Below are 25403 nucleotides of genomic sequence, written 5' to 3'. Positions count from 1 at the left end.
GTTTTGCTTGCTGTCACTTTGTTAGGTAAAAAAATTCCAATGGGTTTTATTCCTGAAGAGGATCAAGGATATGCACTGGTTAATATCTCATTACCCCCAGCATCTTCACTCCAACGTACAGATGAAGTTTCAAAACAAGTAGATAGCTTTTTGGCAAATGAAGAATCAATATTGTCTTACACTACAATCAATGGTTTTAGTATGTTAACCGGATCCTACCAAACGAATAGTGCTTTTGTATTTATCTCGTTAAAACCCTGGGAAGAACGTTCTGAAACGGCAAAAGAATTCGTTGATAAATTGAATGCTAAACTTTCAACGCAAATTACTAAAGCAACTGCATTTGCTTTTGGACCGCCTGCCATTCAAGGTTTAGGAGCTTCAGCAGGTTTCAGTTTAATTTTACAGGATAGAGGAGGAAATTCGCCGCAATACCTTTCGCAGCAAACGCAAGCTTTTATTGCAGCTGCTCAAAAGCGTCCTGAAATCGGAAGAATATATACCACTTATAACGCGGGCACACCTCAAATAAAATTAGAGATTGATAATAATAAGGCGATGAAATTGGGTGTTCCAGTTTCAAAAATTACGGATGCTTTAGGTGCGATTTTGGGTGGAACTTATATTAACGACTTTAATCGTTTTGGACGGCAGTATAAAGTGTTTTTGCAAGGCGAAGCTGCCGATCGTGTCAAGCCTGAAAATTTGAATTTGATTTATGTAAAAAACGACAATGGCGATATGTTGCCATTATCGACTTTGGTTACCGCAACAAAAGTTACCGGTCCAGAATTTACAAACCGGGTGAATCTATTTCGTTCAGCCGAAATTGGTGGAGGACCGGCTAAAGGTTATAGCTTCATTCAGGCCCAAGATGCTTTGGAAGAAGTCGCAAAGGAAACTCTTCCGGCTGACATGAGTTACGATTTTATAAATCTTTCTTACCAGATAAAACATTCGCCGGGCGGGAGCTCTGTTTTTTTAATGGCATTGGTATTTGTGTTTTTAATTCTTGCCGCACAATACGAAAGTTGGAAACTACCATTTAGCGTTTTACTTGGAGCCCCTTTTGCCGTGTTTGGAGCATTCTTAGGATTGTTTTTAGCAGGATTAGGCAGCGATGCTTATGTAAATAACGTTTTTGCTCAAATTGGATTGGTATTACTTATTGGTTTGGTTGCTAAAAACGCGATTTTAATTGTTGAGTTTGCCAAAGAAGAATATGAAAAAGGAGTGCCACTTTTTGAAGCTTCGATGGTAGCTGCAAAACTTCGATTCCGACCAATTTTAATGACGGCATTTGCATTTATTCTTGGTGTTGTACCTTTGTTAACTGCAACAGGTGCCGGTTCGCAAGCTAGGATAGTTATGGGGATGGTTGTGTTTAGCGGAATGTTAATTGCTACTATTTTAGGGGTTTTAGTTGTTCCGGGATTGTTTATAATGATTGAAAAAATCGGAAGTAAGAAGAAGGAAATCAAAGAAGTGGAAAATAATATTGAATCAAATACTTCAAGCCATGAGTAAGCATTTAAGAATACTAACTGTTTTGTTGATTGCAGTATTACTTCCAATTGGTTGTAAAGTTGGACCAAAATATAGTCGCCCGCAGATAGAAAATAATCCACAGAGTTATTCAAATCAAGCCGCTGATGCAAATGTAAATGATTCGGTTGCAAACGTTAAATGGTTTGATATTTTTGACGACCCGGTTTTAAAGGATTTAATTAAAAAAGGACTCGATAATAATTATGACGTTAGAATTGCTTTAGCAAGAATTGAACAATCTAAAGCAGTTTTGGGAATTACCAAAGCTGATTTGTTACCTAATATTGGTTATGTTGGTCAAGTAAATAGCAAACAATCCTTTGAATTTCCTAGTAGTTTAGGTGCTAATTTGTCATGGGAACTAGATTTTTGGGGTAAAATACGCCACGAAACCGGAGCTTTAAGAAGCGAGTTATTGGCCTCAGACGAAGCCAGAAAGGTAGTTGTTGCCAGTTTGGTTTCAGAAATTGCAACCACCTATTTTCAATTAAGAGATTTTGATAATCGTTTAACTATTACCCAAAAAACAATTGAATCCAGAAAAAAATCGGATGAAATTATTGGTCAACGTTTTGAAAAAGGATATGTTTCGCAATTGGATAAAGTGCAAGTGGAACAACAAGTGGCTATTGCTGAAGGTACATTGCAACAAGTTTTACGAACTATTACCGTTTTAGAAAACTCCTTGAACATACTAACCGGTCAAATGCCAGGCCCTATTGCACGTGGTAAATGGAATTTTGAGCAGACTGTCAACACACAAATACCCGTAGCTTTGCCTTCCACATTATTGGAAAACAGACCGGATGTTAAGCGTTCCGAATTACAATACATTGCAGCAAACGAACGTATAGGAGTGGCTCAGGCAATGCGTTTTCCATCGTTCAATATTGCTGCTTTTGCAGGATTTGCAAGTCCGGAAATTTCTAAATTATTTGATAGTGGCTCGTATATTCAAAATGTGGGTGGAGGTGTTTTTGGACCTTTGTTTAATTTTGGAAAAAATAAACAACGCGTTGTTTTGAACAAACAGAAAGCGGAGGAGTCTAAATTAAACTACCAGCGATCGGTTTTAAACGCAGTAGCTGAAGTTGAAAATGCCTTGGTTGGTGTTGAAACGTACAACGAAGAATGGAAGGCTGCGACTAGACAAACAGAGGCTGCACGAACGTATTTAAAACTCTCACAAGCTCGATATGACAGTGGTTATGTCTCTTATTTAGAAGTATTGGATGCAGAACGTTCGTTGTTTGATTCTGAATTAAATTTGTCCCGCTTATCTCAAGAAAAATTATCTGCTGTCATGCAGTTGTACAAAGCTCTGGGTGGAGGTTGGTAATAAACAGGTCTATAGAAGTCATAAAAAAACCACCTTTTTCAGGTGGTTTTCTATTTAACAAAATTCGTTGTACGCATCTTTTAAATTTTCGGCAATCATTTCTGCCGGACGACCTTCAATATGGTGGCGTTCCAACATGTGAACCAATTCACCATCTTTAAACAAAGCCATACTTGGCGAAGAAGGCGGAAAAGGGAACATGTGTTGTCTTGCTGCATCTACTGCATCTTTGTCTACACCAGCAAAAACAGTAACCAATTGACTGGGTTTTTTTGCTCCGTCTAAACTCATTTTTGCTCCCGGTCTTGCATTTCTCGCAGCACATCCGCAAACAGAATTCACAACTACTAAAGTTGTTCCTTTTTGTTTTAAAGCAGTTTCCACAGCTTCTGCACTATATAATTCTTGAAAACCAACGTTTGATAATTCGGCTCTCATGGGTTTTATCATTTCTTCTGGATACATATTCTTTTATTTTAAAAAGTTTCAGGTTGCAAAGTTAGTAAGAAATCAATTGTTTAGAACGATTATAATCATAAAGATTTGTTATGATTAAATAAGCAATTATAGCACAAAGTCCAGATAGTTTTCCGGTGTTATAATGTTGATTTCTGCTTCCGGATAATTTGATGTAAAAGTCTTAGTAATCTTGGCATTTTTTTTTGAATTCCATTTGAACTCATAAGCAAATAGTTTTCCGTTTTTCTCTTCTAAATAATCTACCTCCTGTTGTGCTTTTGTTCTCCAAAAAAAGGAATTACAATAGTTTTTATCATAGTGGTTTCTTTTCATTCGTTCAGAAACTAAATAGTTTTCCCATAACATTCCAGTGTCTTGTCTAATAGCAAGTGGCGAGAAGTTATTGATTACTGCATTTCGGATTCCATTATCGTAAAAATATATTTTCCTTGAAAATTTTAATTCATTTCGCAGATTTCTACTAAAACTATTTAGTTTGAAAATAACAAATGATTGTTCCAACAAGTCAACGTATTTTTCAATTGTTTTACTGTCTAGACCTACTAAGGTACCGATTTCATTATAGGACACTTTTGAACCTACTTGGAAAGCTAATGCTTGAAGAAGTTTGATCAGTTTTTCAGGTTTTTTAATGCCGTCAAGCATTAAAATATCTTTAAACAAATAGCTGTCAGCTAAGTTTTTTAATAATTCTGTTTCATCACCTAAATTGTTGACAATGTCCGGATAATATCCAAAAATCATTCGGTGCTGTAATAATCTATTTTCGTTTAAAAGGCCATGGTGATTTACCAATTCTTTAGTAGAAAACTGGAAAAGTTTAAATTCTAGTTTTCTTCCTGTTAATGGTTCGTTGGTTTTGTTTTTTAGTTCAAAAGCAGAAGAAGAACCTGTGGCAATTATTTTAATTTCCGGATAGTTGTCGTGAATTAGTTTTATTGTCAATCCAATATCTTCGATGCGTTGGGCTTCGTCAATAATAACCGTTTTCTTAGCACCTATAAACGCTCTTAATCCTGCAGAAGTTTGATTTTGCAACATCAATCGAACGTCGCTTTCATCGCCATTCAGCCAAAGAACATCATCATCAGAAGTTAGTAATTTCTTTAGTAAAGTAGTTTTTCCGGTTTGCCTTGCACCAAATAAAAGTATAACTTTATGTTTGATTAAGTTTAACTGTAAGGTTTCTATTAATTCGCGTTGGATACTCATAAAAGGTTGTTTTACAGCACAAAACTAACCAAAAACATTTTTAATTGCAAATAAGTCATGACTTTTACGGATTGAAATCCGCAAAAGTTATGTTTTTTACGGATTCAAATCCGCAAAAGTTATAAAATCACAGCAAATCTGTACCAAACTTTAATCCGATAAAAAACGTTCTGGGTCGTGACGGACCATAAATATAACTCGCATCGCGGTTAACGCCTTTATCAAAATCACTTTGGTAACTGTTTAAAATATTTTGAATGCCGCCACTCAACTGAATTTGAAATTTTTCTTTCACTTCAAAAACGTACGACGATTTGATATTGACTTCAAAAAAATTCTCGGTTTTTTCCAAAGTATCTGTTGGAATGTATCCAGCAAAATGCGGCACGTACATACTTCCCGTATAAACCAATGAAATATTGTTTTGAAAAGCTTTTTTAGGAGAAAAAGTAGTCATCAAATTTCCGTAAACATTTGGTGAACGGAAAAAATTCTGATTTGTGTTTACGCTATTTTCTGTCCATTGAACAGCTTCGTCATATAATGCTTTTTGAAGCGTAGCTCCACCTTGAATCTGCCATTTCTGACCCGGTGCATATTTTGCTTCTAAATTTATTCCAAAAACATCAGCTCCTTTTCCGTTTCTTTTTTCCCAAATGGTTTCCGAAATCTGTTCCAAAACAAATGGATCGTTCAATCGTGTATAAAATGCTTCAAAGGTCAAACCCGCTTCTGAATTAGGTAAAACTTTATTCCAATCTAATGATGTTAAAAACGAATGCGAAGTTTCCGAAACCAAATTATCGGCCAGCTCAACCAGAGCCACTTCGCCTGCCGCAATTCTGGCGTGAATATCTTCCGAAAAGACTTGCGGAGCTCTGAATCCTTTGGCGTAACTGTTTCGCCATTGTAAATTTTCTTTCAGATTGTATAAAATATTTAAACGTGGATTAAAAATGACTGCTTCGTCTGCTGCATTGTGAAAATCGGCACGCAAACCAGCTAATACTTTCAATTTTTCATTGACTTTCCATTCCTCCTGAGCATAAATTCCTAAAATATCCAAGGTTTGATTGACAAAAGCATTGTACCCCGGTTTTGCATCGGTCATGATTTCCTTTTTGTATTCAGAACCAACGGTTAATGTGCCTGTTCCATTTAAAAAAGTATCTTGTTTGCGAATATATTGTCCGCCCCCAATCCATGTTTTAACCTCCGTATTTCCAAAGCCTCTTAAGCTTTCTTCGTTATTGATGTTGCCCAACTCATCATCAATTCTTCCTCCGTAAAAGTTATCATTTTTTGATTGTTGCGTGTTGAAATAGAAGGCATATTTGTTTTTTTCATTTTCCGAATAGCTTTCATAAGTTAAGCCGCCCCCAGTCATTTTTGATGTAATTTGTTCAGTCGTATACGCTTCAAAAGGTTGCCTATCAAAGTAATTTTCGCCACCTCTTCTAAATTCATTGATGGTATGAAATTCTGCAGTTATTTTACTTCGAACAAAGGGACGGTAAAACGTTTTAAATCCAAATGTTTGATTTTCCATCAAAGGAACTTCGGTGAAATTATCATCATTCGCATCAAATTGTGTCCGGTCTCGAAGCATTCCAAAAATTTGCATACCTAAATTTAAATCGTCGCTTAAAACAGTTCCGTTTAAAGTAATAGCTTTGTCGGGGGAAGTTCCACCAATTAAACCATAGTGCGTATTAATTTCAAACGAATCAGCAATCGGGTCTTTTGTAATAATATTAATGGTTCCGGCAATGGCATTGGAGCCATATAAAGAGGACCCGCCACCACGAACTACCTCAATACGTTCAATCATATTGGTTGGAATCTGATCTAAGCCATAAACACCGTTTAATGCTGAAAAAATTGGACGACTATCCATCAAAATTTGTGAATAAGCTCCATCTAAACCATTCATTCGAACTTGCGAAAATCCGCAATTCTGACAATTGGTTTCCATTCGCAATCCCGGTTGAAAACTCAAACCTTCAGACAAACTAATGGCTTGCGATTTTTGTAACACTTCGGAGTTGGTAACCGTTACAATCACCGGTGCTTCGGTTCTTTTTTGCAAGCCTCTGGTGGCAGAAACTACGACTTGGTTTAATCCAAAAACACTTTCTTCCAGATTAAAATCTAAATGTATCTTGCCGTTTTCCGGGACATTTATATTTTTCTCCTGTGTTTTAAAACCAATCGCTTGAACAATTATTGTTTGCTTTCCTGCGGGAACATTGATCGAAAAGTTTCCGTTTTCATCGGAAGTTGATCCGGTTGTCGAGTTTTTCAAAACAACACTCACAAAGGGAACGGGTTGGCCATCTGCTAAAATGTGACCTACAACCAACCCTTTTTCTTGAGCAATTGAGCTAAAAAAGAATGCTAAAAGAAAAGGCAGAATAATTTTTTTCATAGAGAAAAATAATTTTTAGACAAAACTAACAATTATTTTACACAAATAAAATAATATATCTTATATTTGTTTTGAAATTTATTTTGTAGCGACAAAGCATGACCTACTCTGAAGAAAACTATTTAAAAGTAATTTATCATTTATCCCTGGTTTCTCCTAAAGGGATTAATACAAATGCCATTGCAAAAATGATCGAAAGTAAAGCTTCTTCGGTCACGGATATGGTTAAAAAGCTAGCAGATAAAGAATTGGTAATTTATCAAAAATACCAAGGTGTAAACTTAACCCCTAAAGGACTGAAAGCCGCGAAAATGATTGTGCGAAAGCATCGGTTATGGGAAGTTTTTTTGGTTGAAAAATTAGATTTCACTTGGGATGAGGTGCATGATGTTGCAGAAGAATTGGAACACATTCATTCGGAGAAATTAATCAATCGATTGGAAGAGTTTTTAGGTTTCCCTAAAGAAGATCCACATGGTGATCCCATTCCGGACCGAAACGGGCAAATTATCAAAGTTGAAAAACAGTTGCTTTCGGATGTTCCGTTGCACACAAAAGTTATTTGTTTGGGAGTTAAAGATAGTTCGCCGAGTTTCTTGCAATACCTTGATAAACAACATATTTCGCTGGGGTCAGAGATTGAGGTTGTGAACAAAGAGCTTTTTGATTTATCACTGACAATAGTCATTAATCAAAATGAAATTTTAATTTCTCATAAAATAGCCAGTAATCTGTTTGTAAAATTAGTTGAACATGTTTGATTCAATTGTAGCTTATTTAGAAAGTATTGACCCTGTATTAGCAGCATTGTATGCCACGTTGTTTACTTGGTTTTTAACCGCTTTGGGAGCATCTGTTGTTTTCTTTTTTAAGACCATGAATCGTTTGGCTCTGGATGGAATGCTGGGTTTCACCGGAGGTGTAATGGTTGCTGCAAGTTACTGGAGTTTATTGGCACCGGCCATTGAAATGTCGGAAGGTGAAGGTTTTGAAAAGGTTTTTCCTGCTGCTTGTGGATTTATTTTAGGGGCTTTTTTCTTATTTGGATTGGACAAAATATTACCTCATTTACATATCAATTTCAAAGAAACCGAAGGAGTCAAAACACCTTGGCAAAAAACCACACTTTTAGTTTTGGCAATTACGTTACATAATATACCTGAAGGATTAGCTGTTGGGGTTTTATTTGGTGGTGTTGCCGCTGGAGTTCCCGAAGCTTCCATTGCCGGAGCTGCAATATTGGCTATTGGAATCGGGATTCAAAATTTTCCGGAAGGGATTGCTGTTTCTATGCCTTTACGGAGAATGGGAATGAGTAGAAAAAAGAGTTTTTTGTACGGACAATCCTCTGCGTTGGTAGAACCAATTGCCGGAGTTATTGGAGCCGTAGCAGTTACGTTTTTCACGCCTATTTTGCCCTATGCATTGGCATTTGCAGCCGGTGCAATGATATTTGTAGTGGTTGAAGAGGTGATTCCGGAAACTCAGCAAGCCAATAATACCGACATTGCCACTTTAGGATTTATAGGCGGATTTGTGATCATGATGACATTAGATGTGGCTTTGGGTTAATGACAACCACAATCAGTATCGCCGCAGTTTTTTTTTGATTTTTTCCTTTTGAAAAGAGGTTTCAATAAAAAAAACGCAGCAGCAATAACTAAAACATATACAATAACATTCTGTATCATAGCGTAAAAGTAAAAGGTTTTCAATTGAATGAAAACCTTTTATTTGTTAAAGTTTAGCACCTATCGAAATATAAAATGTTCTGCCTTCCCCGGGAATAATTCCGGGTCCGGGATAACCACCTGCTCTTCTAGTAGCATATTCTTCACTTAATAAGTTGTTTATTCCCGCACGTATATTGAAGTTTTTCATAAATTTATATTCAGACGATAAATCGAAAACACCATATCCGTCCAAAAGTCCTGTTACACCATTGGCAGAAGGAGTTGCAGTGTTGTTTGCATCTGTAAAAATCCTTCCCGACATTCTATATTGCATCGTAGCAGATAAATTGTTATTCCCCCAAGAAAGTCCAAAATTGTGAATATATCTTGGTGCGTTTTCAACTCTATTGCCTAAAAGGTTGGTTTCAGTGATCGTAACATTTGGTGCTGTTCCGGACGCAGAAAAAATGCTAAAATCGGTATAGCGACTGTCAATAAAACTTATGGATGTAAATAAGTCTAGATTACCATAAGGCTTTTCAACTTCAAACAAACGAGTTATATTTAGATTAAAAAAGCCTTCAATTCCTTTATTTACGATTTCTCCCAGATTTGTTCTATATAAAAACGTTCCTTGGGTGGGGTCATTATTGATGAATTGTCGAACGCCACCAATTCTGTTAGTATAACTCAAATAAAATAAGCTAAAATCAAAGTTTAAGTAGTTTTTAAATGTTCCTCTGAATCCTAAATCAGCATTAAACCCACTTGCATCGGCAAGGTTCGGATCAATAACATCTGTTACTGCAGGGGGCGTTAAATCAGAGAATAATACGGGTCGATACGCTTGCGTAATATTTGCATATATATTGGTAGTTCTAAACTTGTACTCCAATCCTAATCCAAATAATGGGACACTTCGTGCAATGGTTTCCTCTGGAAATGCTATATCATTGCCACCACTAGTGCCAAATCTTCCTTCACCCGTATTTTTAATATATTCATAACGAACTCCAGGCGTAACACTGAATTTTTCCGAAACTTTAAATTGATTTTCAGCAAAAAGAGCAATGTTTTCTGTTGTAAAATCTAAATCGCGAGCAAACTGTCCTTCAATAGATAAATCAAAATCAGAACCGGTTGTTCCTTTACCATCTTGTACTCGTTGGGTATTTGCTTTGTATAAACGCACGCCAACTGCAAGATTGTTGTCAATTTTTCCTAGTTTGTATTTATAGATATTTCGGTTTTCCAATCCAAAGTTTTGATAATAATCGCGGTCAACTCTTCGGTTGGCATAGTCATTTGTTGCAGGATTGATAGCATCTTCAATGTTTGGAGTTGCAGTAAAACCTACACTGTTTCGTTCGCCAACAAGTCCAAAAAGTTTGGTGTTTGAAGAAAAGTTGTTACTTACTTTCGTATCAAAGTTTATTGAAAACACATTCCAAGGTGTGCCAAACCAATTTCGTTCTCGCAAAGATTGTCGAGAGTTACTATTGAATTGTTCATCGGTTAAACCCCCGGATTGTTGCATTTGATAATCCATATTGGTGTATTCTGCTGATAATTTCGTTTGATCAGTAAAGCGATATTCAACAAAAGCATGGGTATTTCTAACGCTGTATTCGCTGTTTTCTCTCCAACCATCTGCACTTCTCGAATGGTTATAAACGTAATAGGAAAACTTTTTATAATTACCACCAATGGCGTTGTAGCTGCTCATTAAACCATAGCTTCCCACAGTATTTTGTGTTTCAAAAGAAAATTTCTTTTTCGTTTCTCTTTTCAATACATAATTCAACATCCCGCCAAATTGGGGTCCAAATTGTAAAGAAGCACCGCCACGAACCAATTCAATCGTTTCAACAGCTTCTAAGGGTGGATTGTAATAGGCTTCCGGGTAACCAAAAACATCCGAAGAAATGTCGTATCCATTTTGACGAGTATTTAATTCCCAACTTCTATTTGGACTTAAACCTCTAACTGCCACATTAATTTGAATACCTGAACCATCGTTTTCCCAAATGGTAGCCCCGGGAATTCTCGAAAAAATTTCTCTGGCATTATTGGTGGTAAAGTTCCCGTTAATGTTTGATAGCTTTATAACTTCATTTTTTTTACCAGAAAATAAAACGTTGTCTTTTATTTCGGCCATTCGTTCCGGACTATTTTTTTTGGGTTCAAGAACAACCTCTTTTAATTGGATGGTGTCCTGCGGTTTTTGATTGTTCGTTTGAGCATTTAAGATTGCGATGCTACAAGTTAAAAAAAGGGTCAAATATTTCTGCATTTTTATTTAGATTAATTCTACATTGCAAAAATAGATGCTATTTTTTATTTAGACAAATTATAAATAATAAAATTTCAACTAATTTTTAAACGTTTGATAGCGAAAAATTTACGGTTGCAATTTTTTTTGAATACGAGAACTTCAAAATGAAAGGCAAAAATATATTAGGCAGGTTATATCCTTGCTTTTAAAGTTTGAAGCCCATCAAGTACTAGAATTGCTATTTATAGAACTGTTCATAAGTCCACACCATGATGCGAGTATAGTATGAAAATTGTCCAATTATATTTGACTATCTTGAATACATAATTATTATAATTTACATTTAAGTAGTCCATAATTTGATCAAAGACCACTTCGATCTTAAAGACACATAATTTTAATTATATTTTACTTTGACTTGAAGTCAAGTGGAATTAACTTAAATTAAAGTAAAAAGGAAAAGTAATCTACTATAGTATCTGAAAAGCCAACAATGCCACTAAATAGGCAAAACCACTCATGACAAAAAGTTGAATAATAGGCCATTTCCAAGAATTAGTTTCTTTTTTTACAATGGCGAGTGTGCTCATGCATTGCATGGCAAACGCATAAAAAAGTAATAAGGAAATTCCGGAAGCAAAAGTATAAATGGGTTGCCCAGTATCCGGATGTACTTCAGCCCGCATACGTTGCTTAATTGTATTGACTTCTTCTTCATGACTTCCCACGCTATAAATCGTGGCCATAGTTCCCACAAATACTTCTCTAGCGGCAAATGAGGCAACAATTCCGATGCCAATTTTCCAATCGTAACCCAAAGGAGCGATGGCAGGTTCAATTGATTTTCCGAGAATGCCGATGTATGAGTTTTCTAGTTTAAACGACGCGATTTTATCCTCTAATTGATCAGCAGTAAGTGAATTTTTTGCTTCGGTTCGAATGATTGTTTCTGCATTTTTAAAATTATCAGTCGGACCATAAGAGGCCATAAACCATAATACAATAGAAAGTGAAACAATTATTTTTCCTGCTCCAAAAACAAACGTTTTTGTTTTTTCCAACACATTTAAGCCCACATTTTTGTAATAGGGAATTTTGTAATTGGGCATTTCAACTACAAAATAGCTTTTGCTTTTGAACTGTAAAATTTTGTTTAAAATCATCGCTGAAACAATAGCCATTAAAAATCCAAGTGCATACAAAACCATTAAAGTTAGTCCTTGTAGATTTAAAAATCCTAACACGCGTTGATCGGGAATGATGATTGAAATAAGAATGGTATAAACCGGAATTCGTGCCGAACAAGTAGTAAATGGCGTTACTAAAATAGTAATCAAACGTTCTTTCCAGTTTTCGATGTTTCGGGTTGCCATAATAGCCGGAATGGCACAAGCAGTGCCTGATATTAAAGGAACCACACTTTTTCCGCTCAATCCATAACGACGCATGCCTTTGTCCATTAAAAACACTACGCGACTCATATAACCGCTTTCTTCCAACAAGGAAATAAAAAGAAAAAGAAAGGCAATTTGCGGAATGAAAATGAGCACACCACCAATTCCCGGTATGATTCCTTGAGCGATCAAATCGGTTAGTTTTCCCGCAGGAAAATTTCTTGCCGTCCAAGAACTAAATGAGGCAAATTGCTCGTCGATAAAGTTCATCGGCAGACTCGACCAATCAAAGACCGACTGAAATATCAACAGCAATACGCCAAAGAAAATGACATATCCCCAAATTTTATGTGTCAGTATTTTGTCTAAACGACTGCGTAAATCGCGAGCTTTTGATACATCTACTTTTTTGGCAACTTTCAATAAATCATTGATAAATTGGTAGCGTTTGACCGTTTCTTTATGTTGCAAACGTTTTAATTCTGAATCAGGTTTGGAAAACGAATTGTTTTGTAAAACAGATTTATTTATGGAACCAAAATTTACATCCTGCGAAATCACCAACCACAATTTGTATTGCTGTTGATTCGGATAAATCCGGCGTAAACTTTCAAAATAGTCTTTGTCAATTTCTGAGGCATTTAAACAAGCTTCGGTAGATAATTGTTTGAAGTTGACTATCAAATCTTTTAATTCACTGATTCCCTTTGCTTTACGGGAACTAATTAAAGCGATTTTGGTTTTTAAAACAGCTTCTAATTTTGGAATATCTAACGAAATGCCTTTACGTTCCATTTGATCGGCCATGTTAATAACCAAAATGGTGGGAATTTCTAAATCTTTGATTTGTGTAAAAAGCAGGAGGTTTCGTTTTAAATTTTCAACCTCAGTAACCACTATTGCAACGTCGGGGTAATCTTGGTCGTTTTTATTCAATAATAATTCTATGACCAGATTTTCATCCAACGAATTTGCATTGAGACTATACGTTCCGGGTAAATCGAGAATCACTGCTTTGTTGTTATTTGGTAACGAACAACTTCCTACTTTTCGTTCAACAGTAATTCCCGGATAGTTGCCCACCTGCTGATTTAAGCCGGTGAGTTGATTAAACAACGATGTTTTTCCCGTATTAGGATTACCAATAAGTGCAACTTTAATGGGATTTTCTTTCATGACCTTGTTGCAATTAATTTTGAATTATTTCTACAACAATTTCACGAGCCATTTCCTTGCGAATGGCTAAATGAGTACCATTCATATCTAAATAAAGAGGGTCACCCAAAGGTGCGGTTTGAATCAATTCAATTACATGTCCTTCCATACAACCCATTTCAATCAATTTTAAAGGAATAGTGTCCAAATTAAAAGTAATGATAATGCCTTTTTCGCCTTTTTTGAGTTGGTCAACGGTAGTTTGCAATGCTTATTTAGAATTAATTTAAATACAAAAGTACGTTTTTTTAATTACTCACAACTGTTAGTACGCATGTTTTGTGATTATTTTTTTGAATCCAAAAGAAATTGAATATCACCTATTAATCGAGCGATTTCTTCTTTATTTGTGCCGTCATAAAAGCCGCGTACTCTTTTTTGTTCATCCACCAAAATGAAGTTTTCGGTATGAACCATGTCGTATAATTCACCTTCTGTTTCTGTTTTTACAGCTAAGTAGGATTTTCGTGCGATGTAAAAAATTTCTTTTTTATCTCCGGTAACCAAATTCCACTTAGAGTCGATTACTCCTTTTTCCAACGCATATTTTTTTAACACCGAAACACTGTCGATATGAGGCATTACGGTGTGCGAAAGCAATAAAACGTTGGAACTATCTTTAAATGCCTTTTGAATTTCAAGCATATTGTCTTGCATAATCGGGCAAATAGTCGGACAAGTGGTAAAGAAAAAATCAGCTACATAAATTTTTCCTTCGTAATCTTTCTGTGTGATTGTTTGTCCGTTTTGATTCGTAAAGGAAAAATCAGCAATGGTATGGTATTTACTGATGTGCTGAACAGTACTGTCAACCATTTCCGGGTTTACCATGGACGGATTATAGATGGGTAACGATTTTTTAGGTTTTAAAAGCGTGTACGAAATGGACACAAAAACGACCGAAAAGATCAAGAAAACTAAAAATAAAGTTCGATTTCTTTTGATAAATTGTAGCATTTTAAATTTTTTGACAAAGGTACAAAAGACACTCTTTTTCAAATCTATTTGTACTACTGAACAATTTATAATTGGCGATATTTTAACATAATTTAGCAATACCACATTTTAAAACTCGATATATTTGTTTACTAGCTAAATTTAAAAATACCAAAAACAAGGAACATGAATAAAATACTTAGTCAAAAAGCATTAGTTTTTTTAATGGCGATGGGATGCTTACCCAGTTTATTCGCTCAAGAAGTTAAAAAAGAGGTCCACGGAATTAACTTAGAATACATGGATAAAACCGTGAAACCGAGCGATAATTTTTTTCGATTTGTCAACGGAACATGGTTAGATACAAACGAAATTCCTGCTGACAGAACACGCTGGGGAAGTTTTGATGAGCTTCGTGAAAAAACCGACAAAGACATGATGTTGATTTTGAAAGAAGCACTAAACAATCCGTCATATACTGCAACTTCTGATCAAGGAAAAGCCTTGAACTTGTAACGTACGATTTTGGATACGGTTACCCGAGATAAAAATGGAATCAATCCTTTAAAACCGTATTTGAAGAAAATCAATTCCGTTAAAAGTGCAAAGGATTTAGAAAAATTAATGATTGAAATGGAAAACCAAGGAGGCATTGGCTTTTTTGGAGTGGGTGTGGGCACAGACGCTAAAAACAGTAACAGAAATGTAGTAAATGTTGGTTTGGGAAGTTTAGGTTTGCCCGACCGAGATTATTATGTTTCAGACGATAAGGATAGTAGAGAAAAGAGAGAAAAATACTTAGCTCACGTAACTCGTATGCTGCAATATTTAGGTGAAAAACCGGAAGTTGCTAAAGCAAATGCAGAGAAAATTTTAGCCTTGGAAATTGCCATGGCAAAACCGCGTTTAGACCGTGTGGAACGAAGAGACCGAAGAAAAACGTATAACCCCATGACGGTAGCGGATTTGCAAAAATTGACTCCAACCATTAATTGGGATGGTTATCTTGCAAGTGTCGGTTTGCCAAAAGTCGACACATTGATTGTTTCACAACCGCGATACATGAACGCTTTGGAAACAATTTTTAATGAAAACAAAGTAGAAGATTGGAAAGCCTATATGCGTTGGACCTTGTTAAACCGTTCTGCAGGAACATTATCTACAGAAATTGAAAATGCCAACTGGGAATTTTACGGCAAAACCTTAACCGGAGCCATCAAACAGCGACCAAGAAACGAACGTGCTTTACAAACGGTTAATGGATCTTTTGGCGAAGCGTTAGGTAAAATATATGTTGAAAAAATGTTCCCACCGGAAGCAAAAGTAAGTGCTCAAAAAATGATTACCAACGTATTTTTAGCTTATGAAAACCGCATTAATAATTTGCCATGGATGGCTCTCTCCACCAAAGCGAATGCCATTACGAAATTAAAAAAATTCACCGTTAAAATTGGGTATCCTGATAAATGGAAAGACTATTCCGGCGTAACGATTGTGGGTCCAAAAGAAGGAGGAACCTATTTTGACAATATGAAAAGTGTTTCAAAATGGAGAAATGCAGAAAATTTTGCGAAAATCAACAAACCTGTAGATAAAACCGAATGGGGAATGTCACCACAAACCGTCAATGCGTATTACAACCCTTCATTTAATGAGATTGTGTTCCCTGCAGCTATTTTACAACCACCTTTTTATGATTACAAAGCTGATGTAGCGGTGAATTATGGTGGAATTGGAGCCGTTATAGGTCACGAAATTTCGCACGGGTTTGACGACAGCGGTTCGCGTTACAACGCCGATGGAAACTTGGTCAACTGGTGGAGTGACGAAGATTTGAAACAATTTACCCAATTAGGAGGTTCATTGGCTGATCAATACAGTCAATTGGAACCACTACCCGGAATTTTTGTGGATGGTAAATTTACCTTGGGAGAAAATATTGGTGATTTAGGTGGTGTTAATGCCGCCTATGACGGTTTACAAATTCATTTGAAACAAACCGGCAGACCCGATTTAATTGACGGATTTACTCCCGAACAACGTTTCTTTATTTCATGGGCAACGATATGGAGAAGCAAAGCTCGCGAAGAAGCAATTAAAAACCTAATTAAAACAGATTCCCATTCACCTGGTCAATACCGAGCCTATGTGCCTTTACAAAACGTTGATGCTTTTTATCAAGCATTTGACATTAAACCGGGAGATGGAATGTATCTGGAAGATGACAAAAGGGTTAAAATTTGGTAAAATTCATAAAATAATGAAAATCAAAGCAATAAACAAAAAAATACTTCGTTAGAAACTTTGTTAATTTATACAAAAACAAGTTAGAGTTAGTTAAATTTTGTTTTGATGTTTTGAAAAAAGGCGTTCCCGAAATACATTCAGGAACGCCTTTTGATTTTCATGCTATCACGAAACGTTGAAAGATGTGGTACATCTTTTTAACCTTAGTGCCTTTGTACATTAGAACCTTAGTAACTCATCTCAACAATTGCTCGTACTTTCTCCAACGTGATATTCTGTTTTTCACCCAAGGCTTTCCAACCGCGTTCTTCAAAACGATTCACAATAAAATCGGCGGTTTTTTCATAGTCGGATGTGAAATGGGAGAGTTTGGTATCCATTCCCATTAAATGAAGAAAATCAGCGGTTTTTCGAATTGCTTTTTCAGCTTTTTCTTCAACAGAATTGCCTTCAACGTTCCAAACACGTTCGCCATATTGAGCTAATTTTTCTTTTTTGGTTTCAAACATTACTTTGTATAAGTTCGGTCCGATAATCGCTAATGTTCTCGCATGATCAATTTCGTACAAAGCCGTTAGTTCGTGTCCGATCATATGGGTTGCCCAATCACTCGGCACGCCTTTCTGAATCAATCCGTTCAACGCCATCGTGGCACACCACATAAAATTGGAAGCCAATTTATAATCCGAAGGATTTTTAACGACATCGGGACCAATTTCAATCAATGTTTGCAAGATACTTTCTGAAATACGGTCTTGTAATAACGCATCGTGTGGATACGTTAGGTATTGTTCCATAACATGCGTAAAAGCATCAACTACACCATTTTCCAATTGTCTCTTTGGTAAAGAAGCCACAACCGTTGGATCACAAATAGAAAATTTCGGAAATAAAGCACTTCCGCCTAAGGTTAATTTTTCCTGCGTTGCTTCAATCGTTACCACCGCACCCGAATTCATTTCACTACCCGTTGCCGGCAAAGTTAAAACCGTTCCAAACGGAATCACTTTCGAAACATCTTTGAATAACATCTTTTTTCTTAAAATATCGGCTTCTTCTCCTTTATAATTTACAGCACCGGAAATGAATTTAACACCGTCAATCACACTTCCACCACCAACAGCAAGAATAAAATCGATTTTTTGTTCACGAACAATGACTACCGCTTTCATTAGTGTTTCAAAACGAGGATTGGGTTCAATTCCACCAAATTCCACTATTTCAAAACCTGCAAGGGCTGTTTTTACTTGGTCGTAAATGCCATTTTTAAAAATACTTCCGCCTCCATAAGCCAATAAAATTTTACTCTTTGCGGGAATTAGATCGGATAATTTAGAGATTTGACCTTTTCCAAAAATGTAATGGGTGGGGTTGTATAATTCGAAGTTTGTCATTGTATGATAGTTTAAGAGGTTAAATGTTTAAGAGTTTAAAAGGGTTACTACTTAAACGGTTACAAAGTTACAAAACGATTCAAGGGACAAGTGGTAAAGGAGTGTTAAGAGTGGTTAATTAAAAACTATCTGACATTAGTTTCTTCGTTTTTATTTTTTCCCCGTTTTTGAAGTAACTAACCCGTCTGCTAGCAAGGTCTATGTAGACAAAATCAACATTGTTTTTAAGTTTAAATGAAAATTGTGGTCCAAGAAAGCTTAAAAGGATGGTTTGATTATTGTTGTGTAAATCTAAAAATGCTTCACCTTCAAAATCGGTCGAGGTTTCGATTAAAGTTCCTTTAACATAAATGGAGACACCAGGTAATGGATTGTTTTTTGATTCTTCAACTTTGAATTTGATTGTTTCTAATTTTTTTTCTTGGCAAATTGCTTGGGATGAAAAAAGAAAAATAATTAACAAGAATGAACCTTTAAAATTCATTTTTCCCATTTTAAAGTTTTAATAAAAGTAGTCGTTCTTTTTTTTAACTCCGCAGCTGTGATTGCGTTTTCTATTTCTTTTTTGAAATCAATAGATTCAATCTGACTTGATGTCTTTATTTCTTTTTTTATTTTTTTCATAGAAAATCATTTAAATTTTACTTCCTATAAAACAAATTATGATCTAAAAAAGCCCACACATGTTCCGGTAAAAGGGCTCTTACGTTTTTGCCTTTTTTGATGCTTTCGCGTATAAAAGTCGAGGATAATTCAATCACGGGAGCTCCTACCCGATGAATTTTTGGATGGTTGATAAATTGTTCGTCAATCACGCCGGAATTCAATCGAGGATAGACAAAAATGGCATGGTTTTGCAGAATCACTTCGTAGTTTTTCCATTTATGAAGCGAGTTCAGATTGTCTTCACCCATAATCAACGCAAATTCATAAGTTGGATATTTCTCTTGTAAATGAGCCAACGTATTTATTGTATAATTGGGTTGTGGTAATTTGAATTCAATGTCAGAAGGTTTGATTTTAGGATAATCCTTGGTGGCTAAATGCACCATTTCCAACCGATGATAATCATCCAGAAGTGTACTTTTTTGTTTGTGTGGATTGTGTGGTGTCACAACCATCCAAACTTGATCTAAATCGGAATATTCCACCATGTGATTGGCAATGATTAAATGCCCCACATGAATAGGATTGAAGGTGCCGAAATAGAGACCGATTTTCATGGTTTAGTCCTTAGTGAATAGTCCTTAGTCCTTAGTTTTTGAGGGTTTTTGAAAAGGAATAAATCATTTTTGATTCTTCTTGAATCAGTAGCATTAGTTCATCAAATAAATTTTCATCTTTAACAAAATCTAATTCTTTGGAAATAATGAGTTGCGTTTCAATTTCGTTTAATGAGCCTTTAGCAATATCAAGAAAATAACTGAATGATTTATCGGTATTTCTTCCGAAACCTTCAGCAATATTTGAAGGAATTGAAACAGCTGCTCTTTTTAACTGGCTTGTTAAAGCAAAACGTTCATCTTCAGGAAAATTTTTAACCAGTTTATACACTAAAATGACAATTCTTATACCTTTTTGCCAAATTAGTAAATCTTTATAGGAATTTACAGCTGCCATAATTATGTTTTTTAATATTAATAATTTATAATGTACTTCACTAAGGACTATTCACTGAGGACTAAGGACTTTTCACTAAAGACTATCGACTAACAAACTCCTTCACCAATTCATACGCTTCCGCTTTCGCCACATCCAAATCATAATTTTTAATGATTGTATCAAATTGGGGTGCAGTTGCCAATTCCACTGATGCTTTGGCTATTCGCATATTGATTTTTTCGTCACTTTCTGTGGAACGTTTTTTTAAACGAATTTTTAATTCGTCGATGCTTGGGGGTTTCACAAAAACCGCTAATGTTTCTTGTTTAAACTTCGATTTTATTCGCAATCCACCTGCTACATCAATGTCAAAAATAACGTTTTTACCTTTGGCCCAAATTCGTTCGACTTCACTTTTCAAGGTTCCGTAAAAATTATCACGGTATACTTCTTCCCATTCAACGAAATCTTCTGCTTTGATATGGTTTTTGAATTCCTGTAATGAAATGAAGTAGTAATCAATACCGTTTTGTTCTTCGCCTCTAGGTTCACGAGTGGTGCAAGAAACGGAGAATTCCAAGTTCAAGTCGGGTTGAGCTAGCAAATGTCTTACAATAGTGGTTTTTCCGGATCCGGAAGGTGCGGAGAAGACAAGTAGTTTTCCTTTTTTTGTTTGGTCTGAATTCATTTCAGGTTTTTTATTGTTTTAAAGGCAATTTCCCAAAAGTAATATCAAAAGATAAGCCTTTGTCATTTTTTCTAAATTTTGTTTTCAGTTTACCGTTCTTTTCTAGTCCCCATTCATCTAATAAATCCCCATTTATAAATACAATAGAAACATTTAGTTTAGAATTTTCTTTCAATTGAGAAATCCAATTAGAATCTTGTTTCAGATTTTTTCTTGAACTGGAATATTTATCCCAATTTTGAAAAATATAATAGTCCGATTCCGGTAAATCAGTTAAATTAAGTTTGTTACCATTCTTATCTACTAATTTAGAAATTACATCGTTTAGATTTTCAATCGAATCTTCAACACAAGGAATAAATGTTTCTTCAAACTCATTAAAGGCACTTGTCATTTGTGAACCACTGCATTCACTTGTACCTTTATAACAATATTTTTGTCCTGTTTTGCTAAAGATTTTCATTTCAGAACTAAATACATAAAAAAAATTATCGAAGATTGCAGCACTATCACCCACTTTTTCAATAGCTAGATAGTACGTGTCTTCATGAGGCATAACTCCCTTAAAATAGCCCTCTAATGCTTCCTTATTTTCCACTTTGGGGTTCTTAAAACCAGCAAGGTTTTTAACTATACTTCCACAGGATGTAAAAGTTAATGAAATTAAGAATACGACTAATCTTCTTCTATTCATTGTATTCGGGATCGCCTTTTTTTTGATTCTATTTTCCCTTATTTTAAAGAACGTTTAAAACTTGTTCCTTAATTTTCTCCAATTCATCCTTCATCATCACGACCAATTTTTGCATTTCTGAATGATTGGATTTAGAACCCATCGTATTGATTTCACGACCGATTTCTTGGGTAATAAAACCTAACTTTCTTCCATTGGCTTCTGTTCCGGCTATGGTTTCGATAAAATAATTCAAATGATTTTCTAAACGAACGCGTTCTTCGGTAATGTCATATTTTTCAAGATAGAAAATCAATTCTTGTTCAAAACGGTTTTCATCAACATTGGCAACCAATTCCTCCAAAGCTGTGCGCAAACGGTTTTTCACCGTTTCAATTCGCTCCGTATCCATTCCTGCCGCTTGATTCATATAGGTGCGAATATTTTCAATTCGGGAAACGAATTCGTTTTCCAATGATTTGCCTTCATCTATTCGGAAAGAAGCGATGTTTTTCAACGCTTCCTCAACCACTTTCATGATTTCATTCCATTCGTTTTCATCAATTTCATCGCGTTCTGTTTTCAATGCATCGGGCATACGAACGGCCATTTTCATCAATTCGGTTTCGTCAGCATTTGGAATAACAGCTTTCATTTGATTGATATATCCTTTCACAATAGGCACGTTAATTTTTGAAGAAGTTTCTTCGCCGGTTACTTCTATGTAAATGGAGAAATCAACTTTGCCACGTTCCAGTTTTTGAGCGATTACATTTCGTAATCCCAATTCCATTTCACGATAAACAGAAGGCATTCGCACATTCAAATCCAAACCTTTGCTGTTTAACGATTTTACTTCAACAGTAATTTTTTTGGTGGAAAGTTGTAAAGTGGCCTTCCCAAAACCGGTCATTGATTGTATCATAAAAATTGTAAAAATGTCTTCAAAGATAAATAAAAGTTTACAGTCTCAGTCGCAGTTTTCTGATTTACTGAGACTGAGATTGAAAACTAATTTTTCTTCTGTGTTACCAAATAAACGCCGGTAAAAATTAAAACAGCCGACCCTATTTTTACCCAACTAAGGTCGTCTTTACCCAAACTGATGGCAAAAATCGTCGCAAATAGAGGTTGCAGATAAATAAATACTGCAACGGTGGTTGGTTTTAATTCACGCATGGAAACCAAATTGAGCAGGTAGGTTAAAAAAGTGGAGAATACCACCACAAAAACAACTTTCCACCAAATATCCGGGGTGAAATTTTCCCAAATGATGGCGTCAAATTCACTCCATCCAAATGGCAAAACCATTATAAATCCAAAGGTATAAATCCACTTAACAAAGGTAAAGGCATTGTATTTATCCATTAATTTTTTAACCAAAATGAGGTAAAATCCGTAGGAAACAGCGTTGATAAAAACGAGTAAATTCCCTATCATTTCATTCGGAGCATTGATCATCGATTTTCCATAGAGAATTAAGGATATGGTACCTGCCAAACCAAGTACAATTCCCAAAACTTTTCTTTTTTTCATTCGTTCCCGCATGATAAAAGCGGAGAGAATCAATACAATCATGGGTGTGGTCACCATTAAAACAGCTCCCATAATGGGTGAAGTATAGCTCAATCCTTTGAAAAAAGTGAGCATATTTAATGCAACACCAAAAAGAGCGGCAGCAATAATTCGTGGAAAATCGGCTAAATCAATTTTTTCTTTAGGGATAAAAAGAGATACAATCCAAAAAAGAATGACGGAACCTCCTACTCGAAGTACAATAAATCCAAAAGGTTCAATATATTGAGGCATAACATCTTTGGCGATAGTAAAAGTAACGCCATAAATAACAGATACCATCGTAGCTGCTAAAAGTGCCCAAGTTCTTTTATTCATTGTTCAAAAAATCAATAGCAGCTTGAACGACTTTGGGACTATTTCCAATAAAAATGTTGTTAGCAATGACAATCACTGGACGATTTAAAAAAGTATAATGTTCTAAAATGTATCGCTTGAAATCGGATTCGGTGAGCTTTTCATCTTTTAAACCCATTTCTTTATACAATTTGGCTCTTTTGCCAAATAGCTGTTCATAATTGCCTGATAAAGCATGCATTTCCTCCAATTGTTTAACAGTAATTGGTTCTTCCTTGATGTCTTGAAATACAAACCTATCGGTTGAAGGAAGCGATTTGATTATTCGTATACAAGTATCACAAGTTTTGAGATAGTATATCTTTTTCATGTAGGTGCTTTTTGAATTGCAAAGGAAATTCATTTGCCGTTTAAAATGCTTATTTTTATCAAAAAATGTAACGATGCATCAGGCTTTTGATATTACACGAACCAGTAGAAAAGTGCTGGCTTCTTTTTTACAAGATTATACTTTAGAACAATTAAATAAAACACCATCAGGTTTTTCAAATAATTTGATTTGGAACATTGGTCATATTGTGGTTGTACAACAAATATTAACCTATAAATTGTCGGGTTTGTCAATGCATATTCCGGATTCGTTTGTTGAAAAATACAAACGAGGTACCAGACCTGAACAAGATGCCACACAAGCGGAAGTGGACGAAATTCTTTCCTATCTTTTTCAAACAATCAATCAAACAAAAACGGATTATAATGCTCAAGCATTCAAAAACTACCAAGAATTTACTTCTCAAGTTGGTTTTACCATGCGAACTATCGAGGACGCAATTTCATTCAATTATTACCACGAAGCTTTGCATTTAGGGATAATGATGCAAATTCGAAAGCTTATTTAAAAGAAGTTTCACAAATCTTTGTGAGTGTCAAATTAAATTAGAAAAGAGCAACTTACTATCTTTGCATCAAATCAGTAAACAATGAAATTCAATACCAAAGTTATTCATGGCGGACAACACCATGATCCTTCAACAGGAGCCGTAATGCCTCCAGTTTATAATACATCCACATTTGCACAAAAAAGTCCCGGTGTGCCAATCAATCATTATGAATATAGTCGTGCGGCCAATCCAACGCGTCAAGCATTGGAAGATGCTTTGGCTAGTATCGAAAACGGCGTGCGAGGTTTGGCATTTGCCTCTGGTTTGGCAGCGACAGATTCGGTTTTAAAATTGTTAAAACCCGGTGATGAGGTGATTGCAATGGACGATTTATACGGTGGAACGTATCGAATGTTTACCGGAATTTATCAGGATTTTGGTATCAAATTCCACTTTGTAGACATGAATAATTTGGAGGCTTTCCAAGCTTTAATCAATGAAAACACCAAATTAGTTTGGGTGGAAACGCCAACCAATCCATTAATGAAATTGGCAGATATCGCTGCTATTGCAAAAATCACCACTGCAAAAAAATTATTATTTGCGGTAGACAATACTTTTGCAACGCCGTATCTTCAAAAACCTTTGGATTTGGGAGCAGATATTGTAATGCATTCAGCAACGAAATATTTAGGCGGTCATTCTGATGTAATTGCAGGAGCTTTAATTGTGAAAGATGTGGAATTAGGCGAAAAATTACATTTTGCTCAGTTTGCAACCGGCGGAACTTTGGGTCCTCAAGACAGTTATATGGTTTTGCGAGGAATTAAAACGCTTCATTTGCGGGTGCAAAGACATTGCGAAAACGGAATGAAGGTAGCCGAATTTTTAAGTAATCATCCTGAGGTTGACCAGGTGTTTTATCCCGGATTACCGGATCATCCATTTCATGAAATTGCTAAACGACAAATGTTAGGCGGTTTCGGAGGAATGGTTTCCTTCACCTTTAAATCAGCCAAAAAAGAAGATTCTATTTCCTTTTTAGAAAAGTTAAAAGTATTTACTTTGGCAGAATCATTGGGAGGTGTTGAATCATTAGCCAATCATCCGGCATTGATGACACATGCATCGATTCCTGCTGACAAACGAAAAGAAATTGGGATTACCGACGATTTAGTTCGTCTTAGTGTAGGAGTAGAAGATATCGATGATTTATTAGCGGATATCGAACAAGCGTTTAGGTAAAAAAATAAGGAAGAGTTAGTTCAAGTAATAGACATACCCGAAACTTAGTGATACCATTGTATCATTAGATTTATTTTCGGTATATATTTTTCCATCGGGGTTCAAACCATCTACCCAATCTGAAAAATATTGCTGGTATCTGAAATCTATTAATAGAGCATGGTATAATGCTAATTTATATCTAGCTCCAAATCCAACGGAGTAAGAACCTGCAATACCGCTGTCATTTCTAAAACCATTCATGTATTTATCTGGAGTAGTTAATGCAGATCCCAGGGGACCTAAAGTAGAAGACGCTGTT

Annotated in this window: 24 protein-coding genes and 2 pseudogenes; 7 read left to right on the top strand and 19 right to left on the bottom strand. The window is 35.6% G+C overall.

Going from position 1 to position 25403, the window contains the following annotated elements; translation table 11 throughout:
* Positions 1-1527: efflux RND transporter permease subunit (locus ACIQ2S_RS02120; RefSeq protein WP_396172440.1), on the top strand; the 1527-nt coding region annotated here is incomplete at its 5' end.
* On the top strand, positions 1520-2887 hold the full coding sequence (locus ACIQ2S_RS02115) for an efflux transporter outer membrane subunit (RefSeq protein WP_396172439.1): 1368 nt from the start codon (positions 1520-1522) through the stop codon (positions 2885-2887). The genes ACIQ2S_RS02120 and ACIQ2S_RS02115, both read left to right, overlap by 8 nt.
* A 54-nt stretch (positions 2888-2941) precedes the next feature.
* Here the strand turns inward: ACIQ2S_RS02115 and ACIQ2S_RS02110 are convergent, their stop codons facing one another.
* The 3 genes from ACIQ2S_RS02110 to ACIQ2S_RS02100 form a co-directional block, all read right to left on the bottom strand.
* Entirely contained in the window at positions 2942-3352 is a 411-nt protein-coding gene (locus ACIQ2S_RS02110) for a BrxA/BrxB family bacilliredoxin (RefSeq protein ID WP_396172438.1), read from the bottom strand.
* 99 nt (positions 3353-3451) lie between these two features.
* Entirely contained in the window at positions 3452-4579 is a 1128-nt protein-coding gene (locus tag ACIQ2S_RS02105; protein WP_396172437.1) for an ATP-binding protein, read from the bottom strand.
* Positions 4580-4706: 127 nt separating this feature from the next.
* Positions 4707-7007 (bottom strand): TonB-dependent receptor domain-containing protein, encoded by a 2301-nt coding sequence (locus ACIQ2S_RS02100; RefSeq protein WP_396172436.1) that lies wholly within the window; start codon positions 7005-7007, stop codon positions 4707-4709.
* A 98-nt stretch (positions 7008-7105) separates the two neighbouring features.
* Here ACIQ2S_RS02100 and ACIQ2S_RS02095 point away from each other — a divergent pair, with 98 nt between their 5' ends.
* Positions 7106-7768 carry a metal-dependent transcriptional regulator gene (locus ACIQ2S_RS02095; RefSeq protein ID WP_396172435.1) on the top strand — a complete coding sequence of 221 codons (663 nt, stop codon included), beginning with the start codon at positions 7106-7108 and terminating at the stop codon, positions 7766-7768.
* Complete coding sequence (locus ACIQ2S_RS02090; protein WP_396172434.1) at positions 7761-8579, top strand: ZIP family metal transporter; 819 nt, start codon at positions 7761-7763, stop codon at positions 8577-8579. Before ACIQ2S_RS02095 ends, ACIQ2S_RS02090 begins: the two co-directional genes overlap by 8 nt.
* Here ACIQ2S_RS02090 and ACIQ2S_RS02085 read toward each other — a convergent pair.
* From ACIQ2S_RS02085 to ACIQ2S_RS02065, 5 genes are all read right to left on the bottom strand, one after another.
* Positions 8576-8698 carry a FeoB-associated Cys-rich membrane protein gene (locus ACIQ2S_RS02085; protein WP_396172433.1) on the bottom strand — a complete coding sequence of 41 codons (123 nt, stop codon included), beginning with the start codon at positions 8696-8698 and terminating at the stop codon, positions 8576-8578. The genes ACIQ2S_RS02090 and ACIQ2S_RS02085 overlap by 4 nt on opposite strands.
* Before the next feature lie 46 nt (positions 8699-8744).
* On the bottom strand, positions 8745-10973 hold the full coding sequence (locus tag ACIQ2S_RS02080; protein WP_396172432.1) for a TonB-dependent receptor family protein: 2229 nt from the start codon (positions 10971-10973) through the stop codon (positions 8745-8747).
* 452 nt (positions 10974-11425) lie between these two features.
* Positions 11426-13525, bottom strand: coding sequence for a ferrous iron transport protein B (feoB, locus tag ACIQ2S_RS02075; protein ID WP_396172431.1), 2100 nt, complete (start codon positions 13523-13525; stop codon positions 11426-11428).
* Positions 13526-13538: 13 nt separating this feature from the next.
* The gene (locus tag ACIQ2S_RS02070; protein ID WP_396172430.1) at positions 13539-13772 is read right to left on the bottom strand and encodes a ferrous iron transport protein A; all 234 of its coding nucleotides are present in this window, start codon (positions 13770-13772) and stop codon (positions 13539-13541) included.
* Between the two features lie 77 nt (positions 13773-13849).
* On the bottom strand, positions 13850-14521 hold the full coding sequence (locus ACIQ2S_RS02065) for an SCO family protein (RefSeq protein WP_396172429.1): 672 nt from the start codon (positions 14519-14521) through the stop codon (positions 13850-13852).
* 165 nt (positions 14522-14686) lie between these two features.
* Here ACIQ2S_RS02065 and ACIQ2S_RS02060 point away from each other — a divergent pair.
* Positions 14687-16747, top strand: a pseudogene (locus ACIQ2S_RS02060) (M13 family metallopeptidase).
* Positions 16748-16974: 227 nt separating this feature from the next.
* Here the strand turns inward: ACIQ2S_RS02060 and ACIQ2S_RS02055 are convergent.
* The 10 genes from ACIQ2S_RS02055 to ACIQ2S_RS02010 all read right to left on the bottom strand — a co-directional run bounded on the left by ACIQ2S_RS02055 (position 16975) and on the right by ACIQ2S_RS02010 (position 23346).
* On the bottom strand, positions 16975-18141 hold the full coding sequence (locus tag ACIQ2S_RS02055; protein WP_396172428.1) for an iron-containing alcohol dehydrogenase: 1167 nt from the start codon (positions 18139-18141) through the stop codon (positions 16975-16977).
* Between the two features lie 118 nt (positions 18142-18259).
* On the bottom strand, positions 18260-18625 hold the full coding sequence (locus ACIQ2S_RS02050) for a carboxypeptidase-like regulatory domain-containing protein (protein ID WP_396172427.1): 366 nt from the start codon (positions 18623-18625) through the stop codon (positions 18260-18262).
* On the bottom strand, positions 18622-18765 hold the full coding sequence (locus ACIQ2S_RS02045) for a hypothetical protein (RefSeq protein ID WP_396172426.1): 144 nt from the start codon (positions 18763-18765) through the stop codon (positions 18622-18624). The genes ACIQ2S_RS02050 and ACIQ2S_RS02045 overlap by 4 nt, the downstream gene beginning before the upstream one ends.
* 17 nt (positions 18766-18782) lie before the next feature.
* Positions 18783-19364: a nicotinate (nicotinamide) nucleotide adenylyltransferase gene (nadD, locus tag ACIQ2S_RS02040; RefSeq protein ID WP_396172424.1), complete on the bottom strand. Its 582-nt coding sequence runs from the start codon at positions 19362-19364 to the stop codon at positions 18783-18785.
* Positions 19365-19395: 31 nt separating this feature from the next.
* Positions 19396-19761, bottom strand: a complete 366-nt coding sequence (locus tag ACIQ2S_RS02035; protein WP_396172423.1) for a four helix bundle protein — start codon at positions 19759-19761, stop codon at positions 19396-19398.
* Positions 19762-19843: 82 nt separating this feature from the next.
* Entirely contained in the window at positions 19844-20431 is a 588-nt protein-coding gene (gene gmk, locus ACIQ2S_RS02030; protein WP_396172422.1) for a guanylate kinase, read from the bottom strand.
* Between the two features lie 10 nt (positions 20432-20441).
* Positions 20442-21125, bottom strand: coding sequence for a hypothetical protein (locus ACIQ2S_RS02025; RefSeq protein WP_396172421.1), 684 nt, complete (start codon positions 21123-21125; stop codon positions 20442-20444).
* Between the two features lie 43 nt (positions 21126-21168).
* The gene (locus tag ACIQ2S_RS02020) at positions 21169-22029 is read right to left on the bottom strand and encodes a YicC/YloC family endoribonuclease (RefSeq protein ID WP_396172420.1); all 861 of its coding nucleotides are present in this window, start codon (positions 22027-22029) and stop codon (positions 21169-21171) included.
* A gap of 86 nt (positions 22030-22115) precedes the next feature.
* Positions 22116-22997, bottom strand: coding sequence for a DMT family transporter (locus tag ACIQ2S_RS02015; RefSeq protein WP_396172419.1), 882 nt, complete (start codon positions 22995-22997; stop codon positions 22116-22118).
* On the bottom strand, positions 22990-23346 hold the full coding sequence (locus ACIQ2S_RS02010) for an arsenate reductase family protein (RefSeq protein WP_396172418.1): 357 nt from the start codon (positions 23344-23346) through the stop codon (positions 22990-22992). Before ACIQ2S_RS02010 ends, ACIQ2S_RS02015 begins: the two co-directional genes overlap by 8 nt.
* Positions 23347-23419: 73 nt before the next feature.
* Here ACIQ2S_RS02010 and ACIQ2S_RS02005 point away from each other — a divergent pair, with 73 nt between their 5' ends.
* Both ACIQ2S_RS02005 and ACIQ2S_RS02000 read left to right on the top strand, forming a co-directional pair.
* On the top strand, positions 23420-23875 hold the full coding sequence (locus ACIQ2S_RS02005; protein WP_396172417.1) for a DinB family protein: 456 nt from the start codon (positions 23420-23422) through the stop codon (positions 23873-23875).
* An 81-nt stretch (positions 23876-23956) separates the two neighbouring features.
* On the top strand, positions 23957-25102 hold the full coding sequence (locus ACIQ2S_RS02000) for a cystathionine gamma-synthase (RefSeq protein WP_396172415.1): 1146 nt from the start codon (positions 23957-23959) through the stop codon (positions 25100-25102).
* A gap of 15 nt (positions 25103-25117) precedes the next feature.
* Here the strand turns inward: ACIQ2S_RS02000 and ACIQ2S_RS01995 are convergent.
* Positions 25118-25403 (bottom strand): annotated as a pseudogene (locus tag ACIQ2S_RS01995) (hypothetical protein); the annotation flags it as partial.

The organism is Flavobacterium sp. (assembly GCF_044371705.1).
GTDB lineage: Bacteria > Bacteroidota > Bacteroidia > Flavobacteriales > Flavobacteriaceae > Flavobacterium.
The sequence above is the reverse complement of the archived record's forward strand: the minus strand, read 5'-3'. Positions and strand labels throughout refer to the sequence as shown.

Coding starts and splice junctions, on each gene's coding strand:
- ACIQ2S_RS02110 (WP_396172438.1), bottom strand. CDS start 3,352: ATGTATCCAGAAGAAATGATAAAACCCATGAGAGCCGAATTATCAAAC.
- ACIQ2S_RS02000 (WP_396172415.1), top strand. CDS start 23,957: ATGAAATTCAATACCAAAGTTATTCATGGCGGACAACACCATGATCCT.
- ACIQ2S_RS02020 (WP_396172420.1), bottom strand. CDS start 22,029: ATGATACAATCAATGACCGGTTTTGGGAAGGCCACTTTACAACTTTCC.
- ACIQ2S_RS02045 (WP_396172426.1), bottom strand. CDS start 18,765: ATGAAAAAAATAAAAAAAGAAATAAAGACATCAAGTCAGATTGAATCT.
- ACIQ2S_RS02090 (WP_396172434.1), top strand. CDS start 7,761: ATGTTTGATTCAATTGTAGCTTATTTAGAAAGTATTGACCCTGTATTA.
- ACIQ2S_RS02105 (WP_396172437.1), bottom strand. CDS start 4,579: ATGAGTATCCAACGCGAATTAATAGAAACCTTACAGTTAAACTTAATC.
- ACIQ2S_RS02100 (WP_396172436.1), bottom strand. CDS start 7,007: ATGAAAAAAATTATTCTGCCTTTTCTTTTAGCATTCTTTTTTAGCTCA.
- ACIQ2S_RS02115 (WP_396172439.1), top strand. CDS start 1,520: ATGAGTAAGCATTTAAGAATACTAACTGTTTTGTTGATTGCAGTATTA.
- ACIQ2S_RS02035 (WP_396172423.1), bottom strand. CDS start 19,761: ATGGCAGCTGTAAATTCCTATAAAGATTTACTAATTTGGCAAAAAGGT.
- nadD (WP_396172424.1), bottom strand. CDS start 19,364: ATGAAAATCGGTCTCTATTTCGGCACCTTCAATCCTATTCATGTGGGG.
- ACIQ2S_RS02025 (WP_396172421.1), bottom strand. CDS start 21,125: ATGAATAGAAGAAGATTAGTCGTATTCTTAATTTCATTAACTTTTACA.
- ACIQ2S_RS02080 (WP_396172432.1), bottom strand. CDS start 10,973: ATGCAGAAATATTTGACCCTTTTTTTAACTTGTAGCATCGCAATCTTA.
- ACIQ2S_RS02050 (WP_396172427.1), bottom strand. CDS start 18,625: ATGAATTTTAAAGGTTCATTCTTGTTAATTATTTTTCTTTTTTCATCC.
- ACIQ2S_RS02055 (WP_396172428.1), bottom strand. CDS start 18,141: ATGACAAACTTCGAATTATACAACCCCACCCATTACATTTTTGGAAAA.
- ACIQ2S_RS02085 (WP_396172433.1), bottom strand. CDS start 8,698: ATGATACAGAATGTTATTGTATATGTTTTAGTTATTGCTGCTGCGTTT.
- ACIQ2S_RS02010 (WP_396172418.1), bottom strand. CDS start 23,346: ATGAAAAAGATATACTATCTCAAAACTTGTGATACTTGTATACGAATA.
- ACIQ2S_RS02065 (WP_396172429.1), bottom strand. CDS start 14,521: ATGCTACAATTTATCAAAAGAAATCGAACTTTATTTTTAGTTTTCTTG.
- feoB (WP_396172431.1), bottom strand. CDS start 13,525: ATGAAAGAAAATCCCATTAAAGTTGCACTTATTGGTAATCCTAATACG.
- gmk (WP_396172422.1), bottom strand. CDS start 20,431: ATGAATTCAGACCAAACAAAAAAAGGAAAACTACTTGTCTTCTCCGCA.
- ACIQ2S_RS02015 (WP_396172419.1), bottom strand. CDS start 22,997: ATGAATAAAAGAACTTGGGCACTTTTAGCAGCTACGATGGTATCTGTT.
- ACIQ2S_RS02095 (WP_396172435.1), top strand. CDS start 7,106: ATGACCTACTCTGAAGAAAACTATTTAAAAGTAATTTATCATTTATCC.
- ACIQ2S_RS02005 (WP_396172417.1), top strand. CDS start 23,420: ATGCATCAGGCTTTTGATATTACACGAACCAGTAGAAAAGTGCTGGCT.